The organism is Streptomyces sp. 17_S59 (assembly GCF_056930295.1).
Genome location: NZ_JBXOWD010000001.1, coordinates 3,275,305 through 3,298,310 on the forward strand (window position 1 = coordinate 3,275,305; position 23,006 = coordinate 3,298,310).

The window sequence follows — 23,006 nt, forward strand, 5'->3', positions numbered from 1 at the left end:
AAAATCCGGGAGTCCGTTTATCGGGGACCGGTAGAGGGTTTGGGGGCGGCACTCCCGCTAACGGTGTCACGGTCCGGGAGGCGCGAGCCACCTCCCGGACCGTTCCGCCACCCGCGGGGAATAAGGCGGCGGCTTCCCCCAGCCCACTGGATCCAGTACAGCGGGCCAACCCACGCCCCTCCATGGAACCGCCCCTGCCACGGGCGCGGGCAGAGCGCACGGCGGGCGCACTGCCACACACAACCGGAGCACGTGCCCCTCAATGCACGCACATACGGGCCAGAATCTCGCCATCCGGGACATCACCTCTTAACGGTCGGGATGCGGCGAACTACGCTGGGTTTACGAATGCCTCGTGCCTATGCCGGGGCGCGCGTCGTGTTGCCGAGGGGTGCGCATGTCCAGGGAGCCACGCGGACCGAACGAAAAGCTGGGCACTGTCCTCGCCCTCGCAGGGATCAGCAACGCCGGTCTCGCGCGCAGGGTCAACGACCTCGGTGCGCAGCGTGGATTGACACTTCGCTACGACAAGACGTCCGTTGCGCGCTGGGTCTCCAAGGGCATGGTGCCGCAGGGCGCGGCGCCCCATCTGATCGCGGCGGCGATAGCGGCGAAGCTCGGCCGCCCGGTGCCGCTGCACGAGATCGGGCTCGCGGACGCCGATCCGGCGCCGGAGGTGGGGCTCTCCTTTCCGCGCGATGTCGGCCAGGCGGTGCGGTCGGCGACGGAGTTGTACCGGCTGGATCTCGCCGGTCGGCGCGGCGGCGGGGGCATCTGGCAGAGCCTGGCCGGTTCCTTCTCGGTCAGCGCGTACTCGACTCCGGCCTCCCGGTGGCTGATATCGCCCGCGGACAGCTCGGTCGCCCGCGAGCCGCAGCAGGTGGCCAGGGAAGCCGTGACGCCGCCCGCCCCCGCGCCCGCCCCCGCCGACAGCCCTTCTGCCGGCACCACCAACGGCACCGCCAACGGCGCCGGCCCGGACTGCGGTTTACCGCAGCGCGTCGGCCACAGCGATGTGACGAAGCTGCGGGAGGCCGCCGACGACGCCCGCCGCTGGGACTCCAAGTACGGCGGCGGCGACTGGCGTTCGTCGATGGTGCCGGAGTGCCTGCGGGTCGACGCGGCGCCGCTGCTCCTGGCCTCGTACAGCGACGAGGTGGGGCGCGCCCTGTTCGGGGCGACGGCCGAACTGACGCGCCTGGCGGGCTGGATGGCCTTCGACACGGGCCAGCAGGAGGCTGCCCAGCGCTACTACATCCAGGCGCTGCGGCTGGCCCGGGCGGCGGCGGACGTGCCGCTGGGCGGGTACGTGCTGGCGTCGATGAGCCTGCAGGCGACCTACCGCGGCTATGCGGACGAGGGCGTGGACCTGGCCCAGGCGGCCCTGGAGCGCAACCGCGGCCTGGCGACGGCCCGCACGATGAGCTTCTTCCGGCTGGTCGAGGCCCGCGCCCAGGCGAAGGCGGGGGACGCACCGGCCTGCGGCGCGGCGCTCAAGGCGGCCGAGGGCTGGCTGGAGCGGGCCCGTCCGGGCGATGCGGACCCGTCCTGGCTGGACTTCTACACCCATGAGCGGTTCGCGGCCGACGCCGCCGAGTGCTACCGCGACCTGCGGATGCCGCGGCAGGTACAGCGCTTCACGGAGCAGGCGCTGGCCCGGCCGACGGAGGAGTTCGTACGCTCGCACGGGCTGCGGCTGGTGGTGTCGGCGGTGGCCGAGCTGGAGTCGGGCAACCTGGACGCGGCATGCGCGGCGGGCGCGCGGGCGGTGGAGGTGGCGGGCCGCATCTCGTCGGCCCGTACGACCGAGTACGTACGCGATCTGCTGCACAGGCTGGAGCCGTACGGGAACGAGCCGAGGGTGGTGGAGCTGAGGGAACGGGCGAGGCCGTTACTGGTGGCTCCGGCGTAGAACTCAGCCCGTCCGGCGTTTGAGGACCGGGGTCTGGGGCGGAGCCCCAGTTTCGGGAAGGGGCGGGGTGGGGAATGACCGCCGGAGGCCGCACCCACCGACACCCGGCACCCCGCACCGGCACCCGGCACCCGGCACCCGGCACCCGGCACCCGGCACCCGCCCCCGAACCCCCACGTAGATGACCATGTGGCGCCCCATTGTCAGTGGCACACGCCATGATTGGTCCTGTGGGTGGTGAGGCGCTGAATCCGTGCGGCTACGACTGCGACGTGCTGATCGTCGGGGGCGGCATCGTCGGCCTGTCGACGGCGTACGCCCTCACGCGCGCCGCACCGCACCTGCGCGTGATCGTCCTGGAGAAGGAAGCGGGCCCGGCCCGGCACCAGACGGGCCGCAACAGCGGCGTGATCCACAGCGGGATCTACTACCGCCCGGGTTCGTACAAGGCGCGGTTCGCGGTGCGCGGGGCCGCGGAGATGGTGGAGTTCTGCGCCGAGCACGGCCTGCCGCACGAGGTGACGGGCAAGCTGATCGTCGCCACGGAGCGGGCGGAGCTGCCGAGGCTGCACGCCCTCGTCCAGCGCGGCCGGGAGAACGGCATCCCGGTGCGGGAGCTGGGCCGGGCGCAGATAGCCGAGTTCGAGCCGAACGTGCGGGGCATCGCCGCCATCCACGTCGGGACGACGGGGGTGTGCGACTTCGGCGCGGTGGCGGAGCGCCTGGCGCGGCTGGCGGAGGAGGCCGGTGCCTCGGTGCGGTACGGGGCGGAGGTGCGGATCATCGGGCGGCGGGGGCCGGCCGTCGCGGTGCGCACGGTGCGGGGGGAGGTGCTGCGCGCCCGGGCGCTGGTGAACTGCGCCGGGCTGCACAGCGACCGCGTTGCGCGGCTGGCGGGGGACGACCCGGGCATGCGGATCGTCCCGTTCCGGGGGGAGTACTTCGAGCTGGCCGCCGACCGTACGGACCTGGTGCGGGGCCTGGTCTATCCGGTGCCGGACCCGGCGTTCCCGTTCCTGGGGGTCCATCTGACCCGGGGCATCGACGGCCGGGTGCACCTGGGGCCGAATGCGGTGCCCGCGCTGGCGCGGGAGGGGTACGAGCGCCGGGCCGTGCGGCCGGGCGAGCTGGCGTGGACGGCGGCGTTCCCGGGCGCGTGGCGGATGGCCGCGCGCCACTGGCGGTACGGGGCGGGCGAGCTGCGGCGCTCGCTGTCCAAGGGCCTCTTCACGGAGGCGGTGCGGCGGCTGCTGCCGGATGTGGCGCCGGAGGATCTGATACCGGCGCCGTCCGGGGTGCGGGCCCAGGCGGTGCTGAAGGACGGGACGCTGGTGGACGACTTCCTGTTCGCGGAGTCGCCGGGGATGGTGCACGTGCTGAACGCGCCGTCGCCGGCGGCCACGGCGTCGCTGCCGATCGGCCGGGAGGTGGCACGGAGGGTGCTGGCGGGGCTGGGGTGAGATACGACCGGCATCACCGGCCGTATCAGTCGTATCAGCTGTATCAGTGGTCGTGGGCGTAGACGCGCACGTAGTCGACGAGCATGCGTGCGGGGAAGGGCGTGCTCCGGTCGGGCGGGCCGGGCCAGTCGCCGCCGACCGCCAGGTTGAGCAGCAGGTAGTGGGGGTGATCGAACACCCACTTCTGATCGTGCCGGAGCTGGCCGTGGCAGGCGGATCCGTAGGCCTTCCCGTCCAGGTACCAGACGACCTTGTCGGGCATCCAGTCGACGCGGTAGGTGTGGAAGCCGTCGGTGAGGCTGCCGCCCCGGGGGAGGCTGGTGTGCCGTTCGATGCCCTGGGCGACGTAGCCGGGGCCGTGGACGGTGCCGTGGACCACGCCCGGCTGCCGGCCGAGGGCCTCCATGATGTCGATCTCGCCGTTGTTGGGCCAGGCCACGCGGTCGATGTTCGCGCCGAGCATCCAGAAGGCGGGCCACATCCCCTGTCCCCGGGGGATCCTGATCCGCGCCTCGAAGCGCCCGTAGGTCCGGGCGAACCGGCCCTTGGTGGTCATCCAGGCCGAGGTGATGTCACAGGGCCCGACGCCGCACCTCATGCCGCGCAGCCGTTCGTGACGGGCGGTGATGACGAGATTGCCGTGGCCGTCGAGGGAGGCGTTGCCGATCCGGTCGGTGTAGTACTCCCACTCGTGGTTGCCCCACTTGGGCTCGCCACCTCGTTCGAAGGTCCATTTGGCCCGGTCGGGGCGGCGCCGGGCAGGGCCCTTGAACTCGTCCGACCAGACCAGGCGCCACTCGTCGTGAGCAGGATGGCCGGGATGGGCGTGATGGCCGGGACGGGCGGCCGCGGGCCTGACGGGAGCGGCGCCGTCGGCGTGGCGGCGGGACCGGTCGCCGTCGTTCCGGTCCGGGTGCGGGGTGCAGCCGGCGAGCAGCGTCGCGCTGATCGTCAGCGCGGCGGTGAGGAGGGCGAAGAAGCGGAAGCGGAAGGGGGAGCGGGAGCTGGTTCGGGGGCTCAGTCGCATGAGAGGTTTCCGTCGCACGGGAGGGAGTCGGGGGGTGTTCTCCACCCTGGGCAGGCCGGGCCGTGAAGATCGTATGAGCGGTGGAGTGCGAGGGGCGGGGCCACCACGCCCGCGGCAGCACTGATCACCGGATCGGCGGACAGGGTCCCCGGCCGCCCCGGGGGCTCACCCGTTCGGCGGAAGCACCCCACGTGACCAGGGAGGTTTCCCGCCGCCCACCGCTTCCGCCGACCGCCCGTAGACTGGAGAAACTGTGTCCGAGAACCTCGCCTCCACCACGCCCGTCGCCGCCCCGGCGTCCGTAACGGTCCCGGCTCCTGCCCGTGCCCGGCGGGAACCGATGTTCCCCGACGGACCCGCGCCGGATCCGGCCGGCTCGCACCACGAGCGCCGCATCCGCTCGTTCCAGCCGCGGCGCAGCCGGGTCACGCCCGGCCAGGGTGACGCGATCCGCCGCCTGTGGCCGCAGTGGGGCCTGGACGTCGACGGCCTGAGCCGCCTCGACCTGGGCGAGCTGTTCGGCGACCCGGCGCTGCCGGTCGTGCTGGAGATCGGCTTCGGCATGGGCGAGGCCACGGCGCAGATGGCGGCCGCCGACCCCGGCACCGGCATCCTCGCCTGCGACGTGCACACCCCCGGCCAGGGCAACCTGCTGAACCTCGCCGAGCGCAACGGCCTGACGAACGTCCGCGTGGCGAACGGCGACGCGATCATCCTGCTCCGCGAGATGCTCGCCCCTGACTCCCTCGCCGGGATCCGCGTCTTCTTCCCGGACCCCTGGCCCAAGAAGCGCCACCACAAGCGCCGTCTGATCCAGCCGGAGTTCCTGGCCCTCGCCGTGACGCGCCTGGCGCCGGGCGGCGTGCTGCACTGCGCCACCGACTGGGAGCCGTACGCCGAGCAGATGCTCGAAGTGCTCTCGGCCGCGCCGGGCTTCGAGAACACCCAGGCCGACGGCGGCTACGCCCCGCGCCCGGACTTCCGCCCGCTGACGCGGTTCGAGGGCCAGGGCCTGGACAAGGGCCATGTGGTCCACGACCTGATGTTCCGTCGGGCGGCGTAACCGGCCAGGTCCGGCCAGGTCATGGCAAGGCGGGCGGAAAGCGGCCGCCCGCTCCGCCACCCCTTGGTTAAGGTCAGCAGGTGCATGACTCACCGCCGCTGCCTCAGCACCAGCCGCCGATACCGCCGACGTTCGCGCACTACAAGCCGCGCCGTGCCCTGTGGGACACCCTCTGGGACAACAAGGCGGTGCGGGTCGGCGGTGTCTTCCTGCTGCTCGCCCTCTGCGGCCTGATCATCCTCGCGCTCGTCCGCGAGCAGACGGGCACCGAGGGCTTCCTGGTGGGCCTGGGGCTCGCCGTGCTGCCCGTACCGCTGCTCATAGCCGCGTTCCGCTGGATGGACCGGGTCGAGCCGAAGCCCTGGCGGAACCTGATCTTCGCGTTCGCCTGGGGCGCGTGTGCGGCCACGCTCGTGGCCCTGCTCGCGAACGGCTACGCGACGAAGTGGCTGATCACCACCATCGAGGTGTCGAAGGGCACGGACCCCTCCGCGTGGGGCGCGACCTTCGTGGCACCGGTGGTGGAGGAGAGCGGCAAGGCCGCGGCGGTGCTCCTCCTCTATCTCTTCCGGCGGCGCGACTTCAACGGCATAGTCGACGGCGTCGTGGTCGCCGGAATCACGGCCACCGGCTTCGCCTTCACGGAGAACATCCTCTACCTGGGCAACGCCTACGCGTCCGACCAGGACTTCGGCTACGACGGCCTGCCGACGATGACGGCGGGCACGTTCTTCGTCCGCGTCCTGATGTCCCCGTTCGCGCACCCGCTCTTCACGTCGATGACGGGCCTGGGCTTCGGCATCGCGGCAACGCTGCCGCCCCGGCGCCGGGTCCTCCGCTTCGTCACCCCGGTGGTGGCGCTCCTCACGGCGATGCTCCTGCACGGCATCTGGAACGGCTCGGCGTCGCTCGGCGGCCTGGGCTTCCTGGCGGTCTACGCCCTCTTCATGGTCCCGGTCTTCGGCGTCCTGACGTGGCTGACGATCTGGTCCCGCCAGAACGAACTCCGCACCCTCCGCACCCAGCTCCCCGCCTACCAGGCGGCCGGCTGGCTCACCCCGCCGGAGCCGATCGCGCTCTCCTCGATGCGCACCCGGGGCATAGCCCGCGACCTGGCCCGCCGCACGGGCGGCCAGGCGGCGGCACGCACGGTGGCGGAGTACATCTCCTACGCGACGTCCCTGGCCTTCCTCCGCCAGCGCGCATACCGCGGCACGCCGGACCCGCACTTCACGGCGCGGGAGCAGGAGCTGCTCCACCACCTCTGGCAACGCAAGGACGTGGCCCAGCCGGCCCTGGCAGGCGCGGTGGCGGCGATGCCGGCGCGGGTGGTGGGGGTGCCGATGCAGGCGGGGTACGGCGGCTATGCGGGGTACGCCGGGTATGGGGCGTTCCCGGTTCCGGGGCAGGGGCCGTATGGGGTGCCGGGGCAGGGGTATCCGGGGGCGGGGCAGGCTCCGGCGGTGCCGGGGGCGGGGTGGCAGATGGGGCCGGGGCGGCATCGCTGACAGCAGGGCTGCGCTTGCTCAGCGGGCGCAGCCGTTCCGTCAGTCGACCAGTCCGGCGGAGACTGCGGAGGGAGAACCCGCCCAGCCATCAGCAGTCATCCAAACCGAAGCGATGCTCAGAGACTCCAAGTACGCGGCGAAGTACTTGATGTCCTCAGTAAAGAGTCCAACACGGTGGGGTTTCGCGCCCTCCTCGTAGTAGAAGTAGCTGTACTCAAACAGCTGTCCCACAGCGTCCCGTACTGCGAAAGTCGGCTTGGAGTCCTTGACGGTCTTGGCCTCCACCAGCCACTCCTGCTGTTCCTCGCCTTCGCCCTTCCGCAGCACAAGGTCTTTGGGGTGCTCTGTAGCGGTCTCGAACCCTCGAGCCCTCACGTATGCCTCAAAACGGTTGACCAGATCCTCGTGATCACGCGTTTTCGTGATCGTCCGCTCGGGGATCTGAGCCAGGTAGTCGCTGCTGTCCTTCGGGTGAAAGCCTGTGCGCCGCTTGCTCTTGGTGTGTGTCTTGGGTGCGTACTCCACGGGAAGTTCCTCGGGGACCTCATCCAGCCAAAGGGTCTTCGCCACAAGAGCTGCCTGCCGAAGCAGTCCGGCCAAGTGCCACAGGTCCTCACACAGCGTGGCCTCGCTCGGCATGGCGCCGATCTCATAGCGCCGCGCCGCTACGCTCGCGGCCTCGTACGAGAGAGGCCGCCAAAGCTTGCTCTTGAAGCTCGGACGAACATCCCACCCAGCTACCTGATCTGCCGGAAGCGCCCTGAACAGTGCTGCCGCCTGAGTCTGTAGGTAGTCGCGTCGTGCCTTCCCCCGACCCAAGCCGTCAGGCAGGTTCGTCACCCCCTGCTGAAGGGTGAGCGTGACCGTCTTGAGGTCTGCCGCGAAGATGTAGGCAAGGTAGAGCCCGGACTTCGGGTCGTCAGTGATCTTTGGATCGAGCACCCCAATCCAGGGAGTCTCGGCTGCTCCTCCGCTTCCTCCCTGCCCCACGGCCTTGAACCCCTTCGGCATGAGTGGGGCGAGAGTCTTCTTGGCCTCGCGCAACAGGTTCTGAGCAACAACCTCTTCCCCAGTGCCCAGGCCCTTGTCGTACGACTCAGCTATGGCGATGAGCAGACCACGCATATCCATGGCCAGAGATTAGCCACGAGTGATCAATACAGGTCAGTCGCAGATCGTTTTCGGACAGGCATCCATCTCCCTAGCGCGAGTCCCACCAGACAAGCCCAGTCGGTGTCACACCTCGCTGGTACAACACATCCATCGACAGGGAGACGAGGGGGCCACAATCATGGGCGAGCGCTCAGCACCAGTACTGGGCTTGTACGAGCGGCTGATCACCTCACGCCTGGAGCAACACCTCCAGGAGCTGGCCTCCAACGGCTGGAAGGCCATCGACCAGAAGGTCGGCCCTCAGTCTTCGCCCCATGTGCTCGCACGCCACATCGCCGACACGGTCCAACGGATACTGGCCTCCCTTTCTGCAGACGAGCAGGTCTTTGCGGCCAATCACATCCTCGAGTCCATGAGCAGCATTGATGGGGCCAAGCAGTGGGTGGAGGTGATCGCCGACGGCCCACGGCAGTTGCTTGCCATCGCCGAGGAGGAGGCCCCGGGCGCATATGCCATCCGACCTGCAACGCCCCTGTCCGATACAGCGCTTCTCACCAACTCTCCCGAAGACCCGAACCTCGGGTTTGAGCTGCGTGCCGAGCTTGCAACCGCCGACCGCGTTGATCTGCTCTGCGCCTTCGTGAAGTGGCACGGCTTGCGGGTCCTTGAAGAGTCACTCAAAGCAGCTGCGGCCCGTGGCGTGCCCATCCGCGTCATCACCACGACCTACATCGGCGCTACGGAACGCAAGGCGCTGGACCGCCTAGTCAAGGAGTTCAACGCCGAGGTCAAGGTCAACTACGAGCTGCGGTCAACGCGACTTCATGCGAAGGCATGGCTTTTCCGCAGGAACAGCGGATACGACACCGCTTACGTCGGCAGCTCCAACCTCTCCCGAGCCGCGCTCCTAGACGGCCTGGAGTGGAACGTTCGGCTGTCCTCCGTAGCGACCCCAGCCGTGCTCAAGAAGTTCGAGGCCACATTCGACTCCTACTGGAGTGAGGCCGCATTCGAGTCCTACGAGCCCGAGAGGGACGGTGAGCGTCTCGAGGCTGCCCTCCGACAGGCTGGAGGGGACCAGCGAGGTGACACCACAACGCTCAGCTTGTCCGGGCTGGAGGTGCGGCCGTTCCCTCACCAGAAGGACATGTTGGAGCGGCTCGAGATCGAGCGAGAGATCCACGGCCGTCACCGGAACCTCCTCGTCGCTGCAACCGGAACCGGTAAGACCGTGATGGCAGCTCTCGACTACAGGGCGCTTCGGAGGAAGCATCCAGACCGAGACCTCAAGCTGCTCTTCGTCGCACACCGACAAGAGATCCTCAAGCAGTCACTCCGCACCTACCAGGACGTCCTGGTCGACGCGAACTTCGGAGAGCTGTCGGTTGGTGGACAGGTGCCAGACGACTGGAACCACGTCTTCGCCAGCGTCCAGTCCCTCAACGCAAAGGCCGTCGAAAAGCTCGCTCCGGATCACTTTGATGTGATCGTCATCGACGAGTTCCACCACGGTGTCTCGCCCACGTACCGCCGCATCATTGATCACTTTGAACCGATGGAGCTGCTTGGGCTCACCGCTACCCCTGAGCGGATGGACGGGCAGAACGTCCAGGACGAGTTCTTCGACGGTCGTATCGCAGCAGAGATGCGGCTCTGGGAGGCGCTGGAGAATGATCTCCTCAGCCCGTTCCACTACTTCGGCATCGCCGACAACGTGGACATGGAGGGCTTGACCTGGAAGCGCGGGTCCTACGCCATCGATGAACTCGACAAGCTCGTGACCGGTAACCACGCCCGGGCCCGCCTCGTCGTCAAGGCCGTGCAAGACAAGGTCACCGATCCAGCCAAGATGCGGGCGCTGGGCTTCTGCGTGAGCGTTGCCCACGCCCGCTTCATGGCCGACTTCTTCCGGCAAGCCGGCCTCAGTGCGAAGTCTCTTGATGGCACCACGCCGCCAGCCGAACGGGCTCAGGCTCTGACCGAGTTGCGGGATGGCAAGATCCAAGCGCTCTTCTCAGTAGACCTGTTCAACGAGGGCCTGGACATCCCCGACGTGGACACCCTTCTGCTGCTCAGGCCGACGTCGAGCGCCACCGTGTTCCTCCAGCAGCTCGGCCGTGGACTGCGCCGCACTCCGGACAAGGCAGTGCTGACCGTGCTCGACTTCATCGGCCAGCACCGAAAGGAGTTCCGCTTCGAGGAGCAGTTCCGAGCACTGACCAACTTCACCCGCAAGCGTTTGGTCGACAACCTGGAGCAAGACTTCCCCCTGCTTCCATCGGGCTGCCAGATCGTCTTGGATCGAGTATCCAAGAAGCGGATCCTGGACAACATCAAGAGCCAGATCAGCGTCAATGTCACGCAGCTTGCCCGAGAGGTCAGCACGTACGCCCAGCCAAAGCTGGCAGGCTTCCTCCACGAGAGCCAGCGAGAGCTCAAGGAGCTCTATCGCTCTAACAACTCTTGGACCCGACTACTGCGCAGGTCTGGCCTCCTTCCCGCCACGGGCCCCACTGGCGAAGAAGCACTGCTTAAGCGCGTCTCTGCCTTCCTCCACGTCGATGATCCGACGCGCGTGGCAGCGTATAGCCGAATGTTGGAGGACGAGGCACCGACCTACGACTCCCTCAGCGAACAGGAACAGGCTTACGCTCGCATGCTGTTCTTCTCGCTGTGGCCCCTTGGGGGCGGGTTCGCATCGTACGCTGAAGGGTTTAAGGCACTCGCGGAGCAGGAGTCGCTGCGAAGCGAGCTTCGTCAGGTCCTGAGCTACAACCTCGAGCACACCGAACACCTACCGGTGCCACTGTTGGGACGCCATGCTGGCGTTCCCTTGACCATCCATGCCTCGTACAGCCGGGAGGAGATCCTCCCAGCTCTGGGACAGGCAAACGTCGACGGCTTCCTGCCGGGCCACTTCCGCGAGGGGGTGAAGTGGTGCGAGTCGGTGAAGGTCGATGCCTTGTTGATCACCTTGGAGAAGGATGCCAAGGACTTCTCCCCCGAGACCCGCTACAAGGACTACGCAAGGAGCCCCAAGCTCTTCCACTGGGAGTCTCAGAACCAGACCTCCAGTACTTCACCCACAGGCATGCGGTATCAGAAGCACAGGGAGCAAGGGTCCGACATCTTCCTGTTCGTCCGCCGATACAAGAAGACGGACATAGGCGGCCCCCAACCATGGATGTTCCTCGGTCCGGCCGAGTACGTATCACACGAGGGGAGCAATCCCATGGGCATCGTGTGGCAGCTCAAGCATGAGATGCCGGCCGACGTGTGGACGTACTCCGCCATCGCGGCCAGCTAGCCAAGCTAACGGCCGAAACCGTCTACCTTGGCACTTCTCAAGAGTGACCTTAGTCCGGCGTGGCTGACAGATATCACTACGCCGGGCTCGTCGCTTTCACGTATGGCCAAGCCACCCGAAACCTGCGCGACTTCGAGGCATTCGGCTCCGCTAGTTGAGTACGAGGACTTCTTCCAATGAAATTCTGATGTCATGCCGCTAAGTCTCACATCTCTTGCGCCACTTGGCTGATCAGGGCTCTCGACTTCACCGTGTCCAGAGCCACCTCTTCGACCACCTCAAGAAGGTCTCGGTACCTCTTGAGCTGAACTTCAGAATCCACGAACCTACCCCCAAAGGGCGTGTCGATCTGGACGGTGTCCAGCTGTGGCACGCCGCCGCCCGCGTAGAGCATGGATTGTGCGTGCCCGGTGATTTCCTCGAGCGCAAAGGGGATGATGCGCAGAGTGACAGTCGGCCAGTCAGCCACCTCCAACAGGCGCTTTAGCTGACCCTTTGCCACCTTGCGCCCGCCGTAGCGCATCCTCAAAGCAGCTTCGTGAATAACGGCTTCGTACGTTGGTGGAGTTTCCCTCTCGAAGATCCGCCCACGCCGTGTACGCATGTCGACGCGTGCTTCGAGTTCCTCAGTTGAGAGACCGCTGCCAAATATGGCCTGCGCGTAAGAGCGGGTCTGAAATACCCCTGGGACCACGAGCATGTGTAGCGTGCGCAGGTAGGCGGCGTGGTGCTCCAGCTCTGCCACGTCCAAGAACGAGGGCGGCAGAATGCCGCGGTACTCGTCCCACCAAAACTGCCCTCGATGCTCGCGTGCGATCTCACACAATGCCTCGATGAGGGCAGTGTCGTCGCACGAGTAAAAGGCTGCGAGACGGCGGATGCGGACCTCGCTGATCCCGCGCCGCCCGGCCTCCATCATGCTGATTTTCGCCTGATCCGTTCCGAGTAACGCAGCTGCCTCGCGTGCAGCCTTACCCGCGCGTTCACGCAGTTTCCGCAGCTCAGCGCCCAAACGCGCCTGTCGGGCCGTGGGGGTGTCCCTCGGTGGCATGTCACCTCCTCATGTGACTCAGAGTGTGCCGCGCGGCCAACCCCTCGGTCTACTCACGGGTGAACCTGGCGAGGGAACCTTGCCCCGGGGGATGTATGCCCCTATGGTCCTGGCACGCCGTACCGCACGCCGGAAGGCCGGAAGTGCGGCTGTCGGCAGGCGAGTTGGTGATCACCAGGGCAGTAGCCGACTCACGGACGACAGTGAGCGCGAAGATCCGCGACCGACCTCACCAGGAGGCAAGTCCATGCGTACGCCCACGCTCACCAGCCGACGCTTCGTGCCGGACATCGGGCCCACCGAGTCGTACCAACTCGCGACCCCCGCGACCCCGTTGGCGCCCCGACTGAACCGCGACTTCATCGCGGCCGTACTCGACGCCACCGGACATCCTTCGCTGATCGACAACGCCCGTACCTGCGTGTCGGATCTCGTCACGAATGTCGTGCAGCACGCTCGGGGGTCAGCTATCTCCCTGGAGGTCAGTGTTGGGATCGCGCGCGTCATCGTCGCCGTACTGGACAACGAACCAAACAGGCGCCCCTATCTACGCCTTGCCCGGCCAGACGACGAGCACGGTAGAGGGCTGATGCTCATCAAGAGCCTCACATCCGATGCAGGCATGGCCCTGGTCTGGGAAGGACTCGACATCGTCGGCAAGGCCGTGTGGTTTGAGCTACGAGACAGCAACGACGCGCGTAGCTGTTCCGAGAAGTGAAGCAGTGAGGGTTTTCGCGCCGCCGAGACCGACTGGACGCTGCCGTCCTCTCAGCCCCTCCTGCGCGCGAAAGTCCGATTGCGGAAGAGGCACTTCGCCGAGGAGGTCCACATGAAGCCGGCTCCCCCTGTCGAGCTGACCCAGGCGAGTAAGAGCCAAGGCTGGTGGCGATCGCTGACCGAGCCCATCCCCGGGCCCACGAACCTCATACTGACCGTCGATGACGAAGTGGTGCAGGAGGACCACTTCGCCTGTATGTACGTACCCGGCCTACTGCAGACGCGGGCCTACGCGGAGGCGGTTTACCGAGCTTCGGAGGTGAACTGGTCCAGCCAAGCAGTAGAGCACATGGTCGACATCCGCATGCGGCGGCAGGAGTTGTTGAAGCGGGACGACCCTTCTCGCGTCCATGCGGTGATCGACGAAGCGGTGATTCGACGTGTCGTCGGCGGCAAGGCCACGATGCGCGAGCAGCTTCATCACCTTCTGGAATGCGCCGACTTGCCTCACATCACCGTTCAGATCCTTCCATTCACCACAGGAGCACACGCTGCTGCCGCAATCAGCTTTCTGATCCTGCGAGGCTCGCACCCGTCTCTCGATGTTGTATACCTGGACGTCCTCTGCGGAGGCCTGTTCATGTGGAAACCACAGGAGCTGGAGCGCTATAAGTCGGCGTTCGAATATCTGTGCGCGCAGGCGCTGGACGTCGATGCGTCGGCACTGGTCATGGAGCGCGCCTGCCAGGAGCTTTGATAGACGACGGCCTAAGCCCTGAGGCTGACGCCCTCGGCTGGAGGAAGTGTCCGTCGAGGCCGCCTTGTCGCACCATCCTCAGCAGTTCTCTACTTCGGAACGTTTGAGGGCACAGCTCATCCGGTGATCTACCCGAGACTCGGGCTCCGGACAGACACCAGATCCTGACTCGCACCGGGACCGCATCTTCACCGGTTACGCGTCCGAAGCCCAAGCTTCGGGATTCGGGCGTCGAGGCCCGAGCGCCTTATCTGAGGAATGGGAGGTGGGTGAGAACCCACCCTCCCTCCCAACTCCCGCGCATGCACACGCGAGTGACTTTCCGCAACCGAGTCGCCACGAACCGCTGTCGCCGTGTAGCGTGCGCCACAACAAACAACCCCGGCCGGTGCGCCAACACCAGAGCCGGGGTCTGACCACCAAGATCATGAGGCGATCTCGTGGCTGACGCCAAGCTTACCCCCGCCCCCATGGCCGCGCCCGGATACGGCAAGCGTTCCGCGCCCGACCAACCTCCCCGCAGCCGGGATGACTTCGCGCATCTCCCCGCACGCGAGGCCTACCTCGCCGCCCACATCGACCGGCTTCCCGAAGGTGCCGCCGTCGACATCAAGACCCTCGCCAAGGAGCAGCCCGCCTACGGGCAGCAGGCCGTGGGCAAGGCCCTCAATGCGCTCTCCGAGGCCGGCTACCTGCGTCGTATCCGGGAGCCCATCGGTGACGGGCGCACGCAGATGGTCACGCGCACGTACTTCTCCCGTGCCGCGCGCAGTGACGCCTGGTGGGATGCGTTCCTCCGCGGGGACGTACCGGTGGCGGGGGCGGAACCCGCCGCGGCTCCCGCCCCCGCGAGCCCTCCCGTCCAGAGCCCGTCCCCGCGTCCCACCCGCTCCGCCGCCTACGAAGCCCTCGCCTCCCTGGGGCGTACGGATCCCCGCCTCGTCCTCTCCGCCGCCGAGTGCGCCGCCCTCGAAGAACTCGCCGCCGAGTGGATCGCGCGTGGCATCGCACCAGCCGACCTCGTCCGGAACCTCACCTCCGGGCTCCCCGACGTCATCCACTGCCCCGGCGCATTCACCCGCAAGAGGCTCACCGACAGGATGCCGCCCGAGCCTCCCCCTGCCACGTTCACGTCCGCACCGCGCCGCATCTTGGAATGCACCGGCTGCGGCCGCCCTGGCCGGGCCGAAGCGCTGCCGGGCGGGCTCTGTCGTACGTGCCGAGGTGGCGTTCTTCAGGACGACGACCTACTCGAGTCTGCCAGCAGCGAAGTGCACGCCCGCGTCTCGCAGTTGCGATCCCTGGCTCGCGCGGGCCGCTGAACCCGCCGCCTTCGGCACAGGCCCTTGTGGATCCCTCCCCCATCGCCCAAGGTTGCCGTCATGGACAAGTCGACCAGGAGAGCCGACGTCTTCCTCGCACCCGCGGAAGATCCACGGCAAGGCGGGCCCCGACCTCAGGCTCATGACGAGCGGGGCACGCTCGTCGAGTTCCTGCGGTCTCAGCGGATGACGCTGGAGCTGAAGTGCTCCGGACTCGACGCCGAGCAATTGGCTCGGCGCGCTGTGGAGCCGTCCACCATGTCGTTGCTGGGGCTGGTGCGGCACATGGCCGAGGTGGAGCGGGTGTGGTTCCGGCGGCGGCTGGACGGGCAGGACGTGCCGTTCCACTTCTGCTCCGACGCCGACCCCGACGGTGACTTCGACGGGGCCGTGGCCGATCCCGAGGTCGTCGCCGAGGCGTGGAAGACGTGGCGGGACGAGGTCGCATTCGCGGAACGGTTCGTCGCCGAGACGCCGAGCCTCGACATCACGTGCGACGTCCCCGGTTTCGGGGCGCTCTCGCTGCGTGGGGTGCTGGTGCACATGGTGGAGGAGTACGCCCGGCACAACGGGCATGCGGATCTGCTGCGCGAGCGGATCGACGGGAGGGTGGGGCAGTAGTCGGGGATCGATGGTCGCGGCGCGCCTGCGTCATCGGTGGCCGCACCGTTGGACAGGTCAGCCACCGACCGCTATACGTTCCGCCTGACGACCACGCTGCCTGCCACCCTGTCGTGGAAGCACTGGCGGAACGGCTTGTCCCAAAGGCAGGACAGCACGTTGAACAAGCCGGCAAGCGGGATCAACCCGAGGAAGAACGCGAAGAGCCATCGCCCGAATGCAGCGCCAAGTGAAAGGTTCTGCCCGTCCGAGACGCGTGCGACCCTCAGGCCACAGATGCGCTTGCCGAGCGTGGCCCCGTACTTGTAGTTCATCAGAGGCTCATAGAGAACGACAGCGGCGAGCGCTGCCACGAGGGCGGCCGGCGTGGCCTGTCCTTCGCTGCCAGTCAGCGCGAGTACGGGCAGCCCGGCGACAAGCTGCAGGGCGATTGCCCCAATTATGACGAAGACCATGTCGAGGACCCTGGCGCCGAGCCGTGTGCCCTGATCGGCGAGTGCCTGCTCAGGTGGGCCGGGACGCGGGGGTATGTAGGGCGGCGGGTATAACTGCTGCTGGTACGGCCCGTAGCCGTAGGGGTCATGCGGTGGCTGCTGGTACTGGTTCATGCAGTTACCTTTCAGGAAATGCCGTCAGTTGTCAGTGATGACCCGCGTGAAACCGAGTGCGACCCGCGGATTGCCTGTCGCCTAGACATTCCGTCGGCCTGAGACCCACAAGACCGAGCTATCGCCTCGGCCTGAGGACTTCAACGTGCGCCCCTCGACTGTTCAGCAGCCGCTCCAGATCTGCCCCGCCAAGCTTCTGCACGGAATCAGGGCCATAGATCTCTGCCGGGCCGAAAACAGTTCCGGTCAAACCGCGAACCACTGTGTTCTCATCGATCTTCACCTCAAACGAGGTGTCACGAACAACTGCATCTGTGAGATCAGCGCCCCGAAGGTCCGTGTCCAGGAACATCGCACCCGGGAGATTCGCGCCGCGGAAGCTGGCAGAGCTGGCATCGGTTGCGTACAGCTCGGCGCTTCCGAGGTCGGCCCGATCAAGTCGAGTGCCGCGGAGATTGGCCTCGTCCAAGACGGTTCGACCGAGGTCAGCGGCCGTGAGATCCGCCCCCGAGAGGTCTGCGGACTCGAAATGGCTCTGATAGAAGTCCGCTTTCACCAACACCACTTCGGACAGAGTGGCACCCGTGAACCAAGACGCCGGGAACGTTCCACCGGAGAGGTCCGCGCCTCGCAGGTCGAGCCAGTTGGCGTCAAGGGACTCCTCCGATGACACTGCCCATTCGCGGAGGCGAGCCGCAGCTTCGTGATCCTCGGGGAGCGCCCGAGGGAACCAGTTCTCACGGGTACCAGATGACACGGTCTCCCCATCCATTCTTTTCAACTATCTGCACGAGATCGTCGATGGCCGCCTGGTTTGCATTACGCACGTCGAGGATCGCGATCTGGTCCTTCTCGATGATCTTCTGGATCTTCCGCACATAGGCACCATTGTTGGCGGGATTGTAAGCCCCTCCGAACGGCTTCGACTTGTCCTTTTGGAAGTTAAACGGCGGCCAATCCGAGTGCACACCCTTCATCTCATAGTATTCACCAGTGCTAGGAGAGTAGAAATCCCCCATGTTGGCTTCATCAGGGCGGCGGAGGTCTGCCGGAAGACGCCCTTGCTCACGGAGGTCCAGACCGACCCGGGCTTCGTCCCGGGAAACATCTGTCGTCTTCCCCTTATGGTCGGGGTCCCACTGTAGGTGCTCGAATTCTGCCTCGCTTCGCTTCTGCACCTCAGCGAGGTGTTCCCAATGGTTCGTGCGCTCCTCGGGGGTGAGTTCGGGTCGCGGCCCATGCGCGCGCTGAGCACCAGAGGATTCACCGGGCCCGGCCGAGTGGTCAACGCCCACGTCACCTGACTCGTGTTCGGGTCCGCTGCCCTGGAATCCCGAGGGGGGCTCATGCCCATGGCTACCGAAGCCACCGCCGCCCGAAGCAGGCCCTGTCGGTTCATGGCTTGCATGAGGTTTGAGGTGACCTACGGAATCGTCCGCGCTGCTTGCCCCTGCATGCCCTCCCGCGTTGTCAGCAGTACCGCCACCGACATGGGCGAATGCGCGGTTGTCCGTACCGGCTGAAACTTGTGCAGGCTGCTGATGCTGAGCCGCCCCCTCCTCCGGCCCCCGCGCGCTCACCCGCCCGTCCTCGAACGTGATGCTCCCGTCCGTCCCGAAGACCGCCGTCTTCCCGTCCTCGTACGGCACCCGCACCGAGCCGTCATGAGCGACGCTCCCGCGCCCTGGCGCACTGAAGCTGGTTTCGCCGAAGTGGACGTTCTTCAGACCCGTCACAAGGTCGCCGACCTTCACGCGGGTCACCCCCGCCGCCTTGCCGATGTACGTCATCGGGTCGGCCAGCCGGCCCGCCTGGCCCAGCGCCGTCAGTGCCTCTGCGCCCGCGCTCAGCTTGGCGCCCGCGCCCGCCCTGCCCGCCTTGAGGAATGCCCCGGCACCAAGCGTCAGGCCGTTGAACGCCACCGTGCCCGCCGCCTGCGCGGGGTTCTTGCTCCACTCGTCCCAGGCGACGAAGGACTTGCCGAACTGCTTGAGCGCCCTCTTCTGGTCGTCCTGGCTGTGGTCCATCGGGTGGCCGGTCGCCTTCGACAGCAGCCACTCCTCCGGAGTCATGATGTACGCGCTGATGCCGCCGCCGACGGCGGCTATCTGGCCCCACGTCTTCTTGAATGTGTCCGGGTCGGTGAAGTTGACCATGTTCTTCAGGCCCACGAGGTTGTTCCACACCCCGTCGACGAAGAAGCCCTTCGTGAAGCCCGTTACCTGGCTGCTCGTCCAGTGCCAGGCCGCCTCCAGGCCGTCGTACTTGCGGCCCTCCACCGTGCCCCACGGCGTCTTCTTCGCGTCCTTCACGTCCGCGGCCGTGAAGCCGTACATGCCCGGCTTGTGAGAGCCGTCGTCCGGGATGAAGTGCGTGCCGCCCTTCACCAAGGCCGTGATCTTGTCAGCCGTCGTGCGCTCGACGTCCTGGAAGGCCGCCCAGGCCGCGCCGAACTCGTGGATCAGGCGCTCGTTCTCCTCGACCTTGCCCTGGTCCTTGCGCCAATCCTCGTGCCAGCCGACCGAATTGACGAACTTCGCCGCCTCCCGGCGCAGCTGCTCCAGGCGCTTCACGATCGGGCGCGCCTCATGCACGAAGCCCGACAGCGCGCCGCCGACCGTCTCCAGCTTCTTCGCGAACTCGTCCGCCCCCTTGCTGACAGGGAGCGTGGTCGCGAAGAGCTGATCCGCCTCGGGGGCCTTGTAGCCCGCCGCCGCGCCCTGGAAGGCGCTGTGGACGTCCGCGCCCGTCCTGCGGATCTCCGAGGCCGTCGTCTTCAGGGCGGCGGCTTCCGCTTCGAGCTTCTCGAGGTTTCCCGTGTACTGCGGTATTCGGCCTAAATCGATCACTTCCCGGCGCCCCTCTTCAGGAGCGCCGTCATGTCCGGGGCCTCGGCGGCCTTCCGCTGGGCGTCCGCCGCCATCTGCACGTCGCCGTCGAGGTACGCCTGCGTCGCGTCGTGCGCGCCATTGATCGACTTGGCCGCGCGGGCCGGCAGGTACAGCAGGTCCTGGAGCGTGCCCTCCATGAACTCCCGCAGCGCCGCCCCCACCGGGCCGACCGCCTCACTGCTGGGCGCCGCCCCCTCGGCCACCGTCCCCGCCGACGTCGACGCACCCTCCAGGTGCGTGCCGTACGCCCCGATCTCCCCCTCGAACTTGCCCGCTGCTTCCGCGGCCCTGCCTAATGCCGTGCCCACAACCTGCGGCCGTATGTCCCAGCCGGACATGGCTCTGCCCCCACCCTCATCACGACCGTTCCTCGTACAACTGAACGGACGTCAGTATTGCGGTCGGCACTGACAACGCCATGAGTACGCGTACTCATTCAGCCGTGCCCACCAGTCAGCTCGTCATCTGATGCGCCACCCCGCTCTTGTCCACCGTGTACTTGCCGCTCCACGCCCCGTTGAACGTCCCCTTCGTGACCCACTCGATCAGCGCCGCCTTGAGCGTCGCGTGCGGCCCTGCCCAGGGCGTGTCGGGCTCCTGGCCGTAGGCCGTTCCCCCGTTCGGGGGCATGCAGCGCTTGCCCGTGCAGCCCTCGACCACCAGTGAATGGCTCGCGCACTTGATCTGCACCAGCAGTTTGTTGTTCATCGCCGCCGGGAGCGCGTTGTAGATCGAGGTCGAGTTCGACACCGGCAGGACGCCGTCGTCGGCTCCCTGGACGACCAGCGTCGGCGGCGTCAGCTGCTTCGCGACGTCCGCGTTCCAGCCGTACGTGGTGAAGGTCGGCGAGCGGTTGAGGCCGGTCGGGTTGTGGGGGTCGGTGCCGCCCCAGTCCTTGCCTGCGCCGTCCTCCTTCATGCTCGCGTCCCACGTGTCGCTCTGGCTGCGGTACACGATGTGGCCGGGGCAGTCCTGCTCGCTCGTCCCCTGCGCCAGCTTCCAGCCGTCGTTCATTTCCTGGTGGCTGGTGAGCGTGAGCGGGAAGGAGACGTAGCCTCCCGGCGGTTTCGGTGCCGGCGGTTCCTCGGTCGGGCCGCCGAAGATCGACGACAGGAAGACCACGCGGTTGACCTTCGCGATCGTGCCCGCGCTGCCGGGCAGCTGGGGGTTGGGGTTGGCCGCGTAGAGCGTGCGGCCGACGCGGTTTCCCCCCAGCGAGTAGCCGAGGAGCGTCACCTTGCCGTCCTTCGGCTTGGCCTTCTTGATGGCGTAGTCGATGACCTGGCGGATGTCGCGGACCCAGGTGTCGGTGCCTGCGAAGCGCACCTTGCTGGAGTGGCTGTAGCGCTTGTGATCGAGCGGGTTGACCGAGAGTTTCGTGCCCTGCTGGTCCAGCGGGAAGACCGGGTTGTGGGTGCGGTCGCAGCCCTCCGGATAGGGGCAGCTGCCATTCGCGGCATAGCCCCTGAGGCTCGCGTTGTGCGGGTCGTCCAGGCCGTGGTCGAAGCGCGTGGACTTCCCGTAGCCGAGCAAATCCGGCACGAAGGTGTCGATGCCCGCCCGGGCGAGCGCGTCCTGCAGGCTGAGCTTGTTGTTGCTCTGGTCCATGCCCTTCAGGTCGAAGACCGGCGGTCCGGGGACCGTACGGCCGTGGATCAGCACCGCGGCCCGCGCGGGCGTCTGGTCACACCTGCCGTGCTCGTACGCCGGCCGTACACGGTGCACCTGCAGGTACGCCTTCTGCCCGGCGAACTGCGGGTCCGGCATGAGGCCGGAGGGGACGGTGAACTCCAGCTTGTCGTCCTCCGCGACGGCCCCCGTCGGCTTGGTGTCGCACGCCTCGCCCGAGAGCCTGATGCCCTCCACCGTCGCCAGCCCGCCGAGGCCGACCGCGCCCACGGCCAGGCAGACGCCCGCCACGACGAACCGCCGGTGCGTGACGGACCTGCGGTACCACCACTGGGCGATGGCCCCGGTCAGCCGTGCGCGACCGTCGCGCTCGGGCGCAGCGCTGTCCTTGTTCTCCGGGCCGCCGTCCACCGTGTCTCCTGACTGGGCTGCCGCTTGCCGCCCGGCGTCGTGGATCACTTGTACGCAGCATCCTTCGGTGCCCGCGCGCCCCCCGCCAGGCAGGCGCAGCCGAACGGCGTAGCCGTGCGGCCGCGGCGTAGCTTGGGACCGAGATCAACGACTCTTTGATGCGGAGGTTGCGGCCATGGCGGCAACAGCAGAGGTTCCTGCGTCCCTGATCGCCGCGAGCGGGCTCGTCGGCGGTTACGGCATCGCCCGCTGGACGAAGAAGCGGCCGCTGGGCGGGATCGCCCTCGCCGCCGCCGGGGCCGTGGCCGCCCGGCAGTGGCACGAGCGGGCCGGGGCCGGGGCCGCCGCCGCGCTGACGGGGCTCTACGTCGCCGCCTTCGCCGGATCGCATCCGCTCGCCAAGAAGATCGGGGCCTGGCCGTCCGTCTTCACCGTGGCCGGTGGGGTGGCGCTCGCCTCCTGGGCCGTCGAGCGGAAGCAGTAACCAGTACGACGCAGCAAATTGCGGGCGTACGGACCCCCGTGTGTCCGTACGCCCGCAAGTCTGTCAGCGCGTCAGCCCGAAGAAGCGTTACAGCACTACGCCCTTACGCCGACGCCTCCGTCAGCCGCGCCAGCTCCGCCTCCGTCAGCTTCAGGTCCGCGACCGCCAGCAGCGCCGGCAGCTGCTCCACCGTGCGGGCGCTCGCCAGCGGCGTCGCCACCGTCGGCCGATCCGCCAGCCAGGCCAGGGCCACCGTGGCGATCTCGGCGTCGTGCGCGGCCGCCACCTCGTCCAGGGCGGCCAGGACCTTCAGGCCCCGATCCTCCTCCAGGTACTTCGCGGCGCCACCGGAACGCGCGCTCTCCACCGTCGTGCCCGGGCGGTACTTGCCCGTCAGGAAGCCCGACGCCAGCGCGAAGTACGGAATCGCGGCCAGGCCGTGGCGGGCGGCCACGTCCGCCAGTTCACCCTCGTACGTGTCGCGCGAGACCAGGTTGTAGTGGGGCTGGATCGCCACGTACTTCGCCAGGCCCGCGGCGTCGGAGAACTCGAGCGAGGCCGCAAGCCGCTCGGGCGAGATGTTGGAGGCCGCGATCTCGCGGACCTTGCCCTCCTTCACCAGGCCGTCCAGCGTCGTGATGATCTCCTCCACCGGCACGGACGTGTCGTCCACGTGCGTGTAGTAGAGGTCGATGTAGTCCGTGCGCAGGCGGCGCAGGGACGCCTCGACGTCCTCCTTGACGGTGGCGGGCGCCAGGCCACGGTGCTCCGGGAAGCCGTGGCCGACCTTCGTCGCGACGACGATGTCGGCGCGATTGCCGCGCGCCGCCAGCCAGTTGCCGATGACGGTCTCGGACTCGCCGCCCTTGTGGCCGGGTGCCCAGGCCGAGTACACGTCGGCGGTGTCGATGAAGTTGCCACCCGCCTCGGCGTAGGCGTCCAGGACGGCGAAGGACTGCTTCTCGTCCGCCGTCCAACCGAAGACGTTGCCGCCGAGGTTCAGCGGGTGGACCGTGAGCTTGCCGATCTTGCGGTGATTGTCAGCCATGACATACGTCAACGCACGTAACGTAGTTGCTATTCCGGCTCGCTTGCCTCGTCCGCCTCGCTTACCTCGTCTGCCTT

At 67.6% G+C, this 23,006-nt stretch carries 20 protein-coding genes; 10 read left to right on the forward strand and 10 right to left on the reverse strand.

All coding sequences use genetic code 11. The features are described from left to right. Positions 1-397: 397 nt before the first annotated feature. Together AC1Z4A_RS14500 and lhgO are read left to right on the forward strand one after the other, a co-directional pair. A complete protein-coding gene (locus tag AC1Z4A_RS14500; protein ID WP_483679009.1) occupies positions 398-1,912 on the forward strand; it encodes an NsdA family TPR-like regulatory protein in 1,515 nt (504 codons plus the stop codon). A gap of 230 nt (positions 1,913-2,142) precedes the next feature. Continuing rightward, positions 2,143-3,372 (forward strand): L-2-hydroxyglutarate oxidase, encoded by a 1,230-nt coding sequence (lhgO, locus tag AC1Z4A_RS14505; RefSeq protein WP_483679012.1) that lies wholly within the window; start codon positions 2,143-2,145, stop codon positions 3,370-3,372. 43 nt (positions 3,373-3,415) lie between these two features. Here the strand turns inward: lhgO and AC1Z4A_RS14510 are convergent, their stop codons facing one another. After that, positions 3,416-4,399 (reverse strand): glycoside hydrolase family 16 protein, encoded by a 984-nt coding sequence (locus AC1Z4A_RS14510; protein WP_483679014.1) that lies wholly within the window; start codon positions 4,397-4,399, stop codon positions 3,416-3,418. A gap of 253 nt (positions 4,400-4,652) precedes the next feature. Between AC1Z4A_RS14510 and trmB the strand changes: the two genes are divergently transcribed. Together trmB and AC1Z4A_RS14520 are read left to right on the forward strand one after the other, a co-directional pair. Beyond that, entirely contained in the window at positions 4,653-5,462 is an 810-nt protein-coding gene (gene trmB / locus AC1Z4A_RS14515; RefSeq protein ID WP_483679016.1) for a tRNA (guanosine(46)-N7)-methyltransferase TrmB, read from the forward strand. Positions 5,463-5,542: 80 nt separating this feature from the next. Then, the gene (locus AC1Z4A_RS14520) at positions 5,543-6,970 is read left to right on the forward strand and encodes a PrsW family intramembrane metalloprotease (protein ID WP_483679018.1); all 1,428 of its coding nucleotides are present in this window, start codon (positions 5,543-5,545) and stop codon (positions 6,968-6,970) included. A gap of 39 nt (positions 6,971-7,009) precedes the next feature. On the opposite strand, the gene AC1Z4A_RS14525 is transcribed toward AC1Z4A_RS14520, so the two are convergent. Then, positions 7,010-8,101, reverse strand: coding sequence for an MrcB family domain-containing protein (locus tag AC1Z4A_RS14525; protein WP_483679021.1), 1,092 nt, complete (start codon positions 8,099-8,101; stop codon positions 7,010-7,012). A gap of 160 nt (positions 8,102-8,261) precedes the next feature. Between AC1Z4A_RS14525 and AC1Z4A_RS14530 the strand changes: the two genes are divergently transcribed. After that, entirely contained in the window at positions 8,262-11,390 is a 3,129-nt protein-coding gene (locus tag AC1Z4A_RS14530; RefSeq protein ID WP_483679023.1) for a DEAD/DEAH box helicase, read from the forward strand. A gap of 5 nt (positions 11,391-11,395) precedes the next feature. Here AC1Z4A_RS14530 and AC1Z4A_RS14535 read toward each other — a convergent pair whose 3' ends face one another. Further along, positions 11,396-11,584: a DUF397 domain-containing protein gene (locus tag AC1Z4A_RS14535; RefSeq protein WP_483679026.1), complete on the reverse strand. Its 189-nt coding sequence runs from the start codon at positions 11,582-11,584 to the stop codon at positions 11,396-11,398. Between the two features lie 11 nt (positions 11,585-11,595). Beyond that, on the reverse strand, positions 11,596-12,441 hold the full coding sequence (locus tag AC1Z4A_RS14540) for a helix-turn-helix domain-containing protein (protein ID WP_483679029.1): 846 nt from the start codon (positions 12,439-12,441) through the stop codon (positions 11,596-11,598). A gap of 247 nt (positions 12,442-12,688) precedes the next feature. Between AC1Z4A_RS14540 and AC1Z4A_RS14545 the strand changes: the two genes are divergently transcribed. The 4 genes from AC1Z4A_RS14545 (at position 12,689) to AC1Z4A_RS14560 (ending at position 15,858) form a co-directional block, all read left to right on the forward strand. After that, on the forward strand, positions 12,689-13,159 hold the full coding sequence (locus AC1Z4A_RS14545; RefSeq protein ID WP_483679031.1) for an ATP-binding protein: 471 nt from the start codon (positions 12,689-12,691) through the stop codon (positions 13,157-13,159). Between the two features lie 111 nt (positions 13,160-13,270). Beyond that, positions 13,271-13,915, forward strand: coding sequence for a DUF5753 domain-containing protein (locus AC1Z4A_RS14550; protein WP_483679033.1), 645 nt, complete (start codon positions 13,271-13,273; stop codon positions 13,913-13,915). Positions 13,916-14,355: 440 nt separating this feature from the next. Beyond that, positions 14,356-15,237: a hypothetical protein gene (locus tag AC1Z4A_RS14555; RefSeq protein ID WP_483679035.1), complete on the forward strand. Its 882-nt coding sequence runs from the start codon at positions 14,356-14,358 to the stop codon at positions 15,235-15,237. Between the two features lie 60 nt (positions 15,238-15,297). Then, positions 15,298-15,858: a DinB family protein gene (locus AC1Z4A_RS14560; protein WP_483679038.1), complete on the forward strand. Its 561-nt coding sequence runs from the start codon at positions 15,298-15,300 to the stop codon at positions 15,856-15,858. A gap of 71 nt (positions 15,859-15,929) precedes the next feature. Here AC1Z4A_RS14560 and AC1Z4A_RS14565 read toward each other — a convergent pair whose 3' ends face one another. The 5 genes from AC1Z4A_RS14565 to AC1Z4A_RS14585 all read right to left on the reverse strand — a co-directional run bounded on the left by AC1Z4A_RS14565 (position 15,930) and on the right by AC1Z4A_RS14585 (position 21,445). Next, positions 15,930-16,466 (reverse strand): RDD family protein, encoded by a 537-nt coding sequence (locus tag AC1Z4A_RS14565; RefSeq protein WP_483679042.1) that lies wholly within the window; start codon positions 16,464-16,466, stop codon positions 15,930-15,932. Between the two features lie 118 nt (positions 16,467-16,584). Further along, entirely contained in the window at positions 16,585-17,238 is a 654-nt protein-coding gene (locus tag AC1Z4A_RS14570) for a pentapeptide repeat-containing protein (RefSeq protein ID WP_483679045.1), read from the reverse strand. Next, positions 17,204-19,315, reverse strand: a complete 2,112-nt coding sequence (locus AC1Z4A_RS14575; protein WP_483679049.1) for a hypothetical protein — start codon at positions 19,313-19,315, stop codon at positions 17,204-17,206. Before AC1Z4A_RS14575 ends, AC1Z4A_RS14570 begins: the two co-directional genes overlap by 35 nt. Then, positions 19,312-19,695 (reverse strand): DUF6507 family protein, encoded by a 384-nt coding sequence (locus AC1Z4A_RS14580; RefSeq protein ID WP_483679051.1) that lies wholly within the window; start codon positions 19,693-19,695, stop codon positions 19,312-19,314. The genes AC1Z4A_RS14575 and AC1Z4A_RS14580 overlap by 4 nt, the downstream gene beginning before the upstream one ends. 115 nt (positions 19,696-19,810) lie before the next feature. Next, positions 19,811-21,445, reverse strand: coding sequence for an alpha/beta fold hydrolase (locus tag AC1Z4A_RS14585; protein WP_483679053.1), 1,635 nt, complete (start codon positions 21,443-21,445; stop codon positions 19,811-19,813). A gap of 127 nt (positions 21,446-21,572) precedes the next feature. Between AC1Z4A_RS14585 and AC1Z4A_RS14590 the strand changes: the two genes are divergently transcribed. Beyond that, entirely contained in the window at positions 21,573-21,881 is a 309-nt protein-coding gene (locus AC1Z4A_RS14590; protein WP_483679055.1) for a hypothetical protein, read from the forward strand. Between the two features lie 103 nt (positions 21,882-21,984). On the opposite strand, the gene AC1Z4A_RS14595 is transcribed toward AC1Z4A_RS14590, so the two are convergent. After that, positions 21,985-22,929 carry an aldo/keto reductase gene (locus AC1Z4A_RS14595; RefSeq protein ID WP_483679058.1) on the reverse strand — a complete coding sequence of 315 codons (945 nt, stop codon included), beginning with the start codon at positions 22,927-22,929 and terminating at the stop codon, positions 21,985-21,987. Positions 22,930-23,006 lie beyond the last annotated feature (77 nt).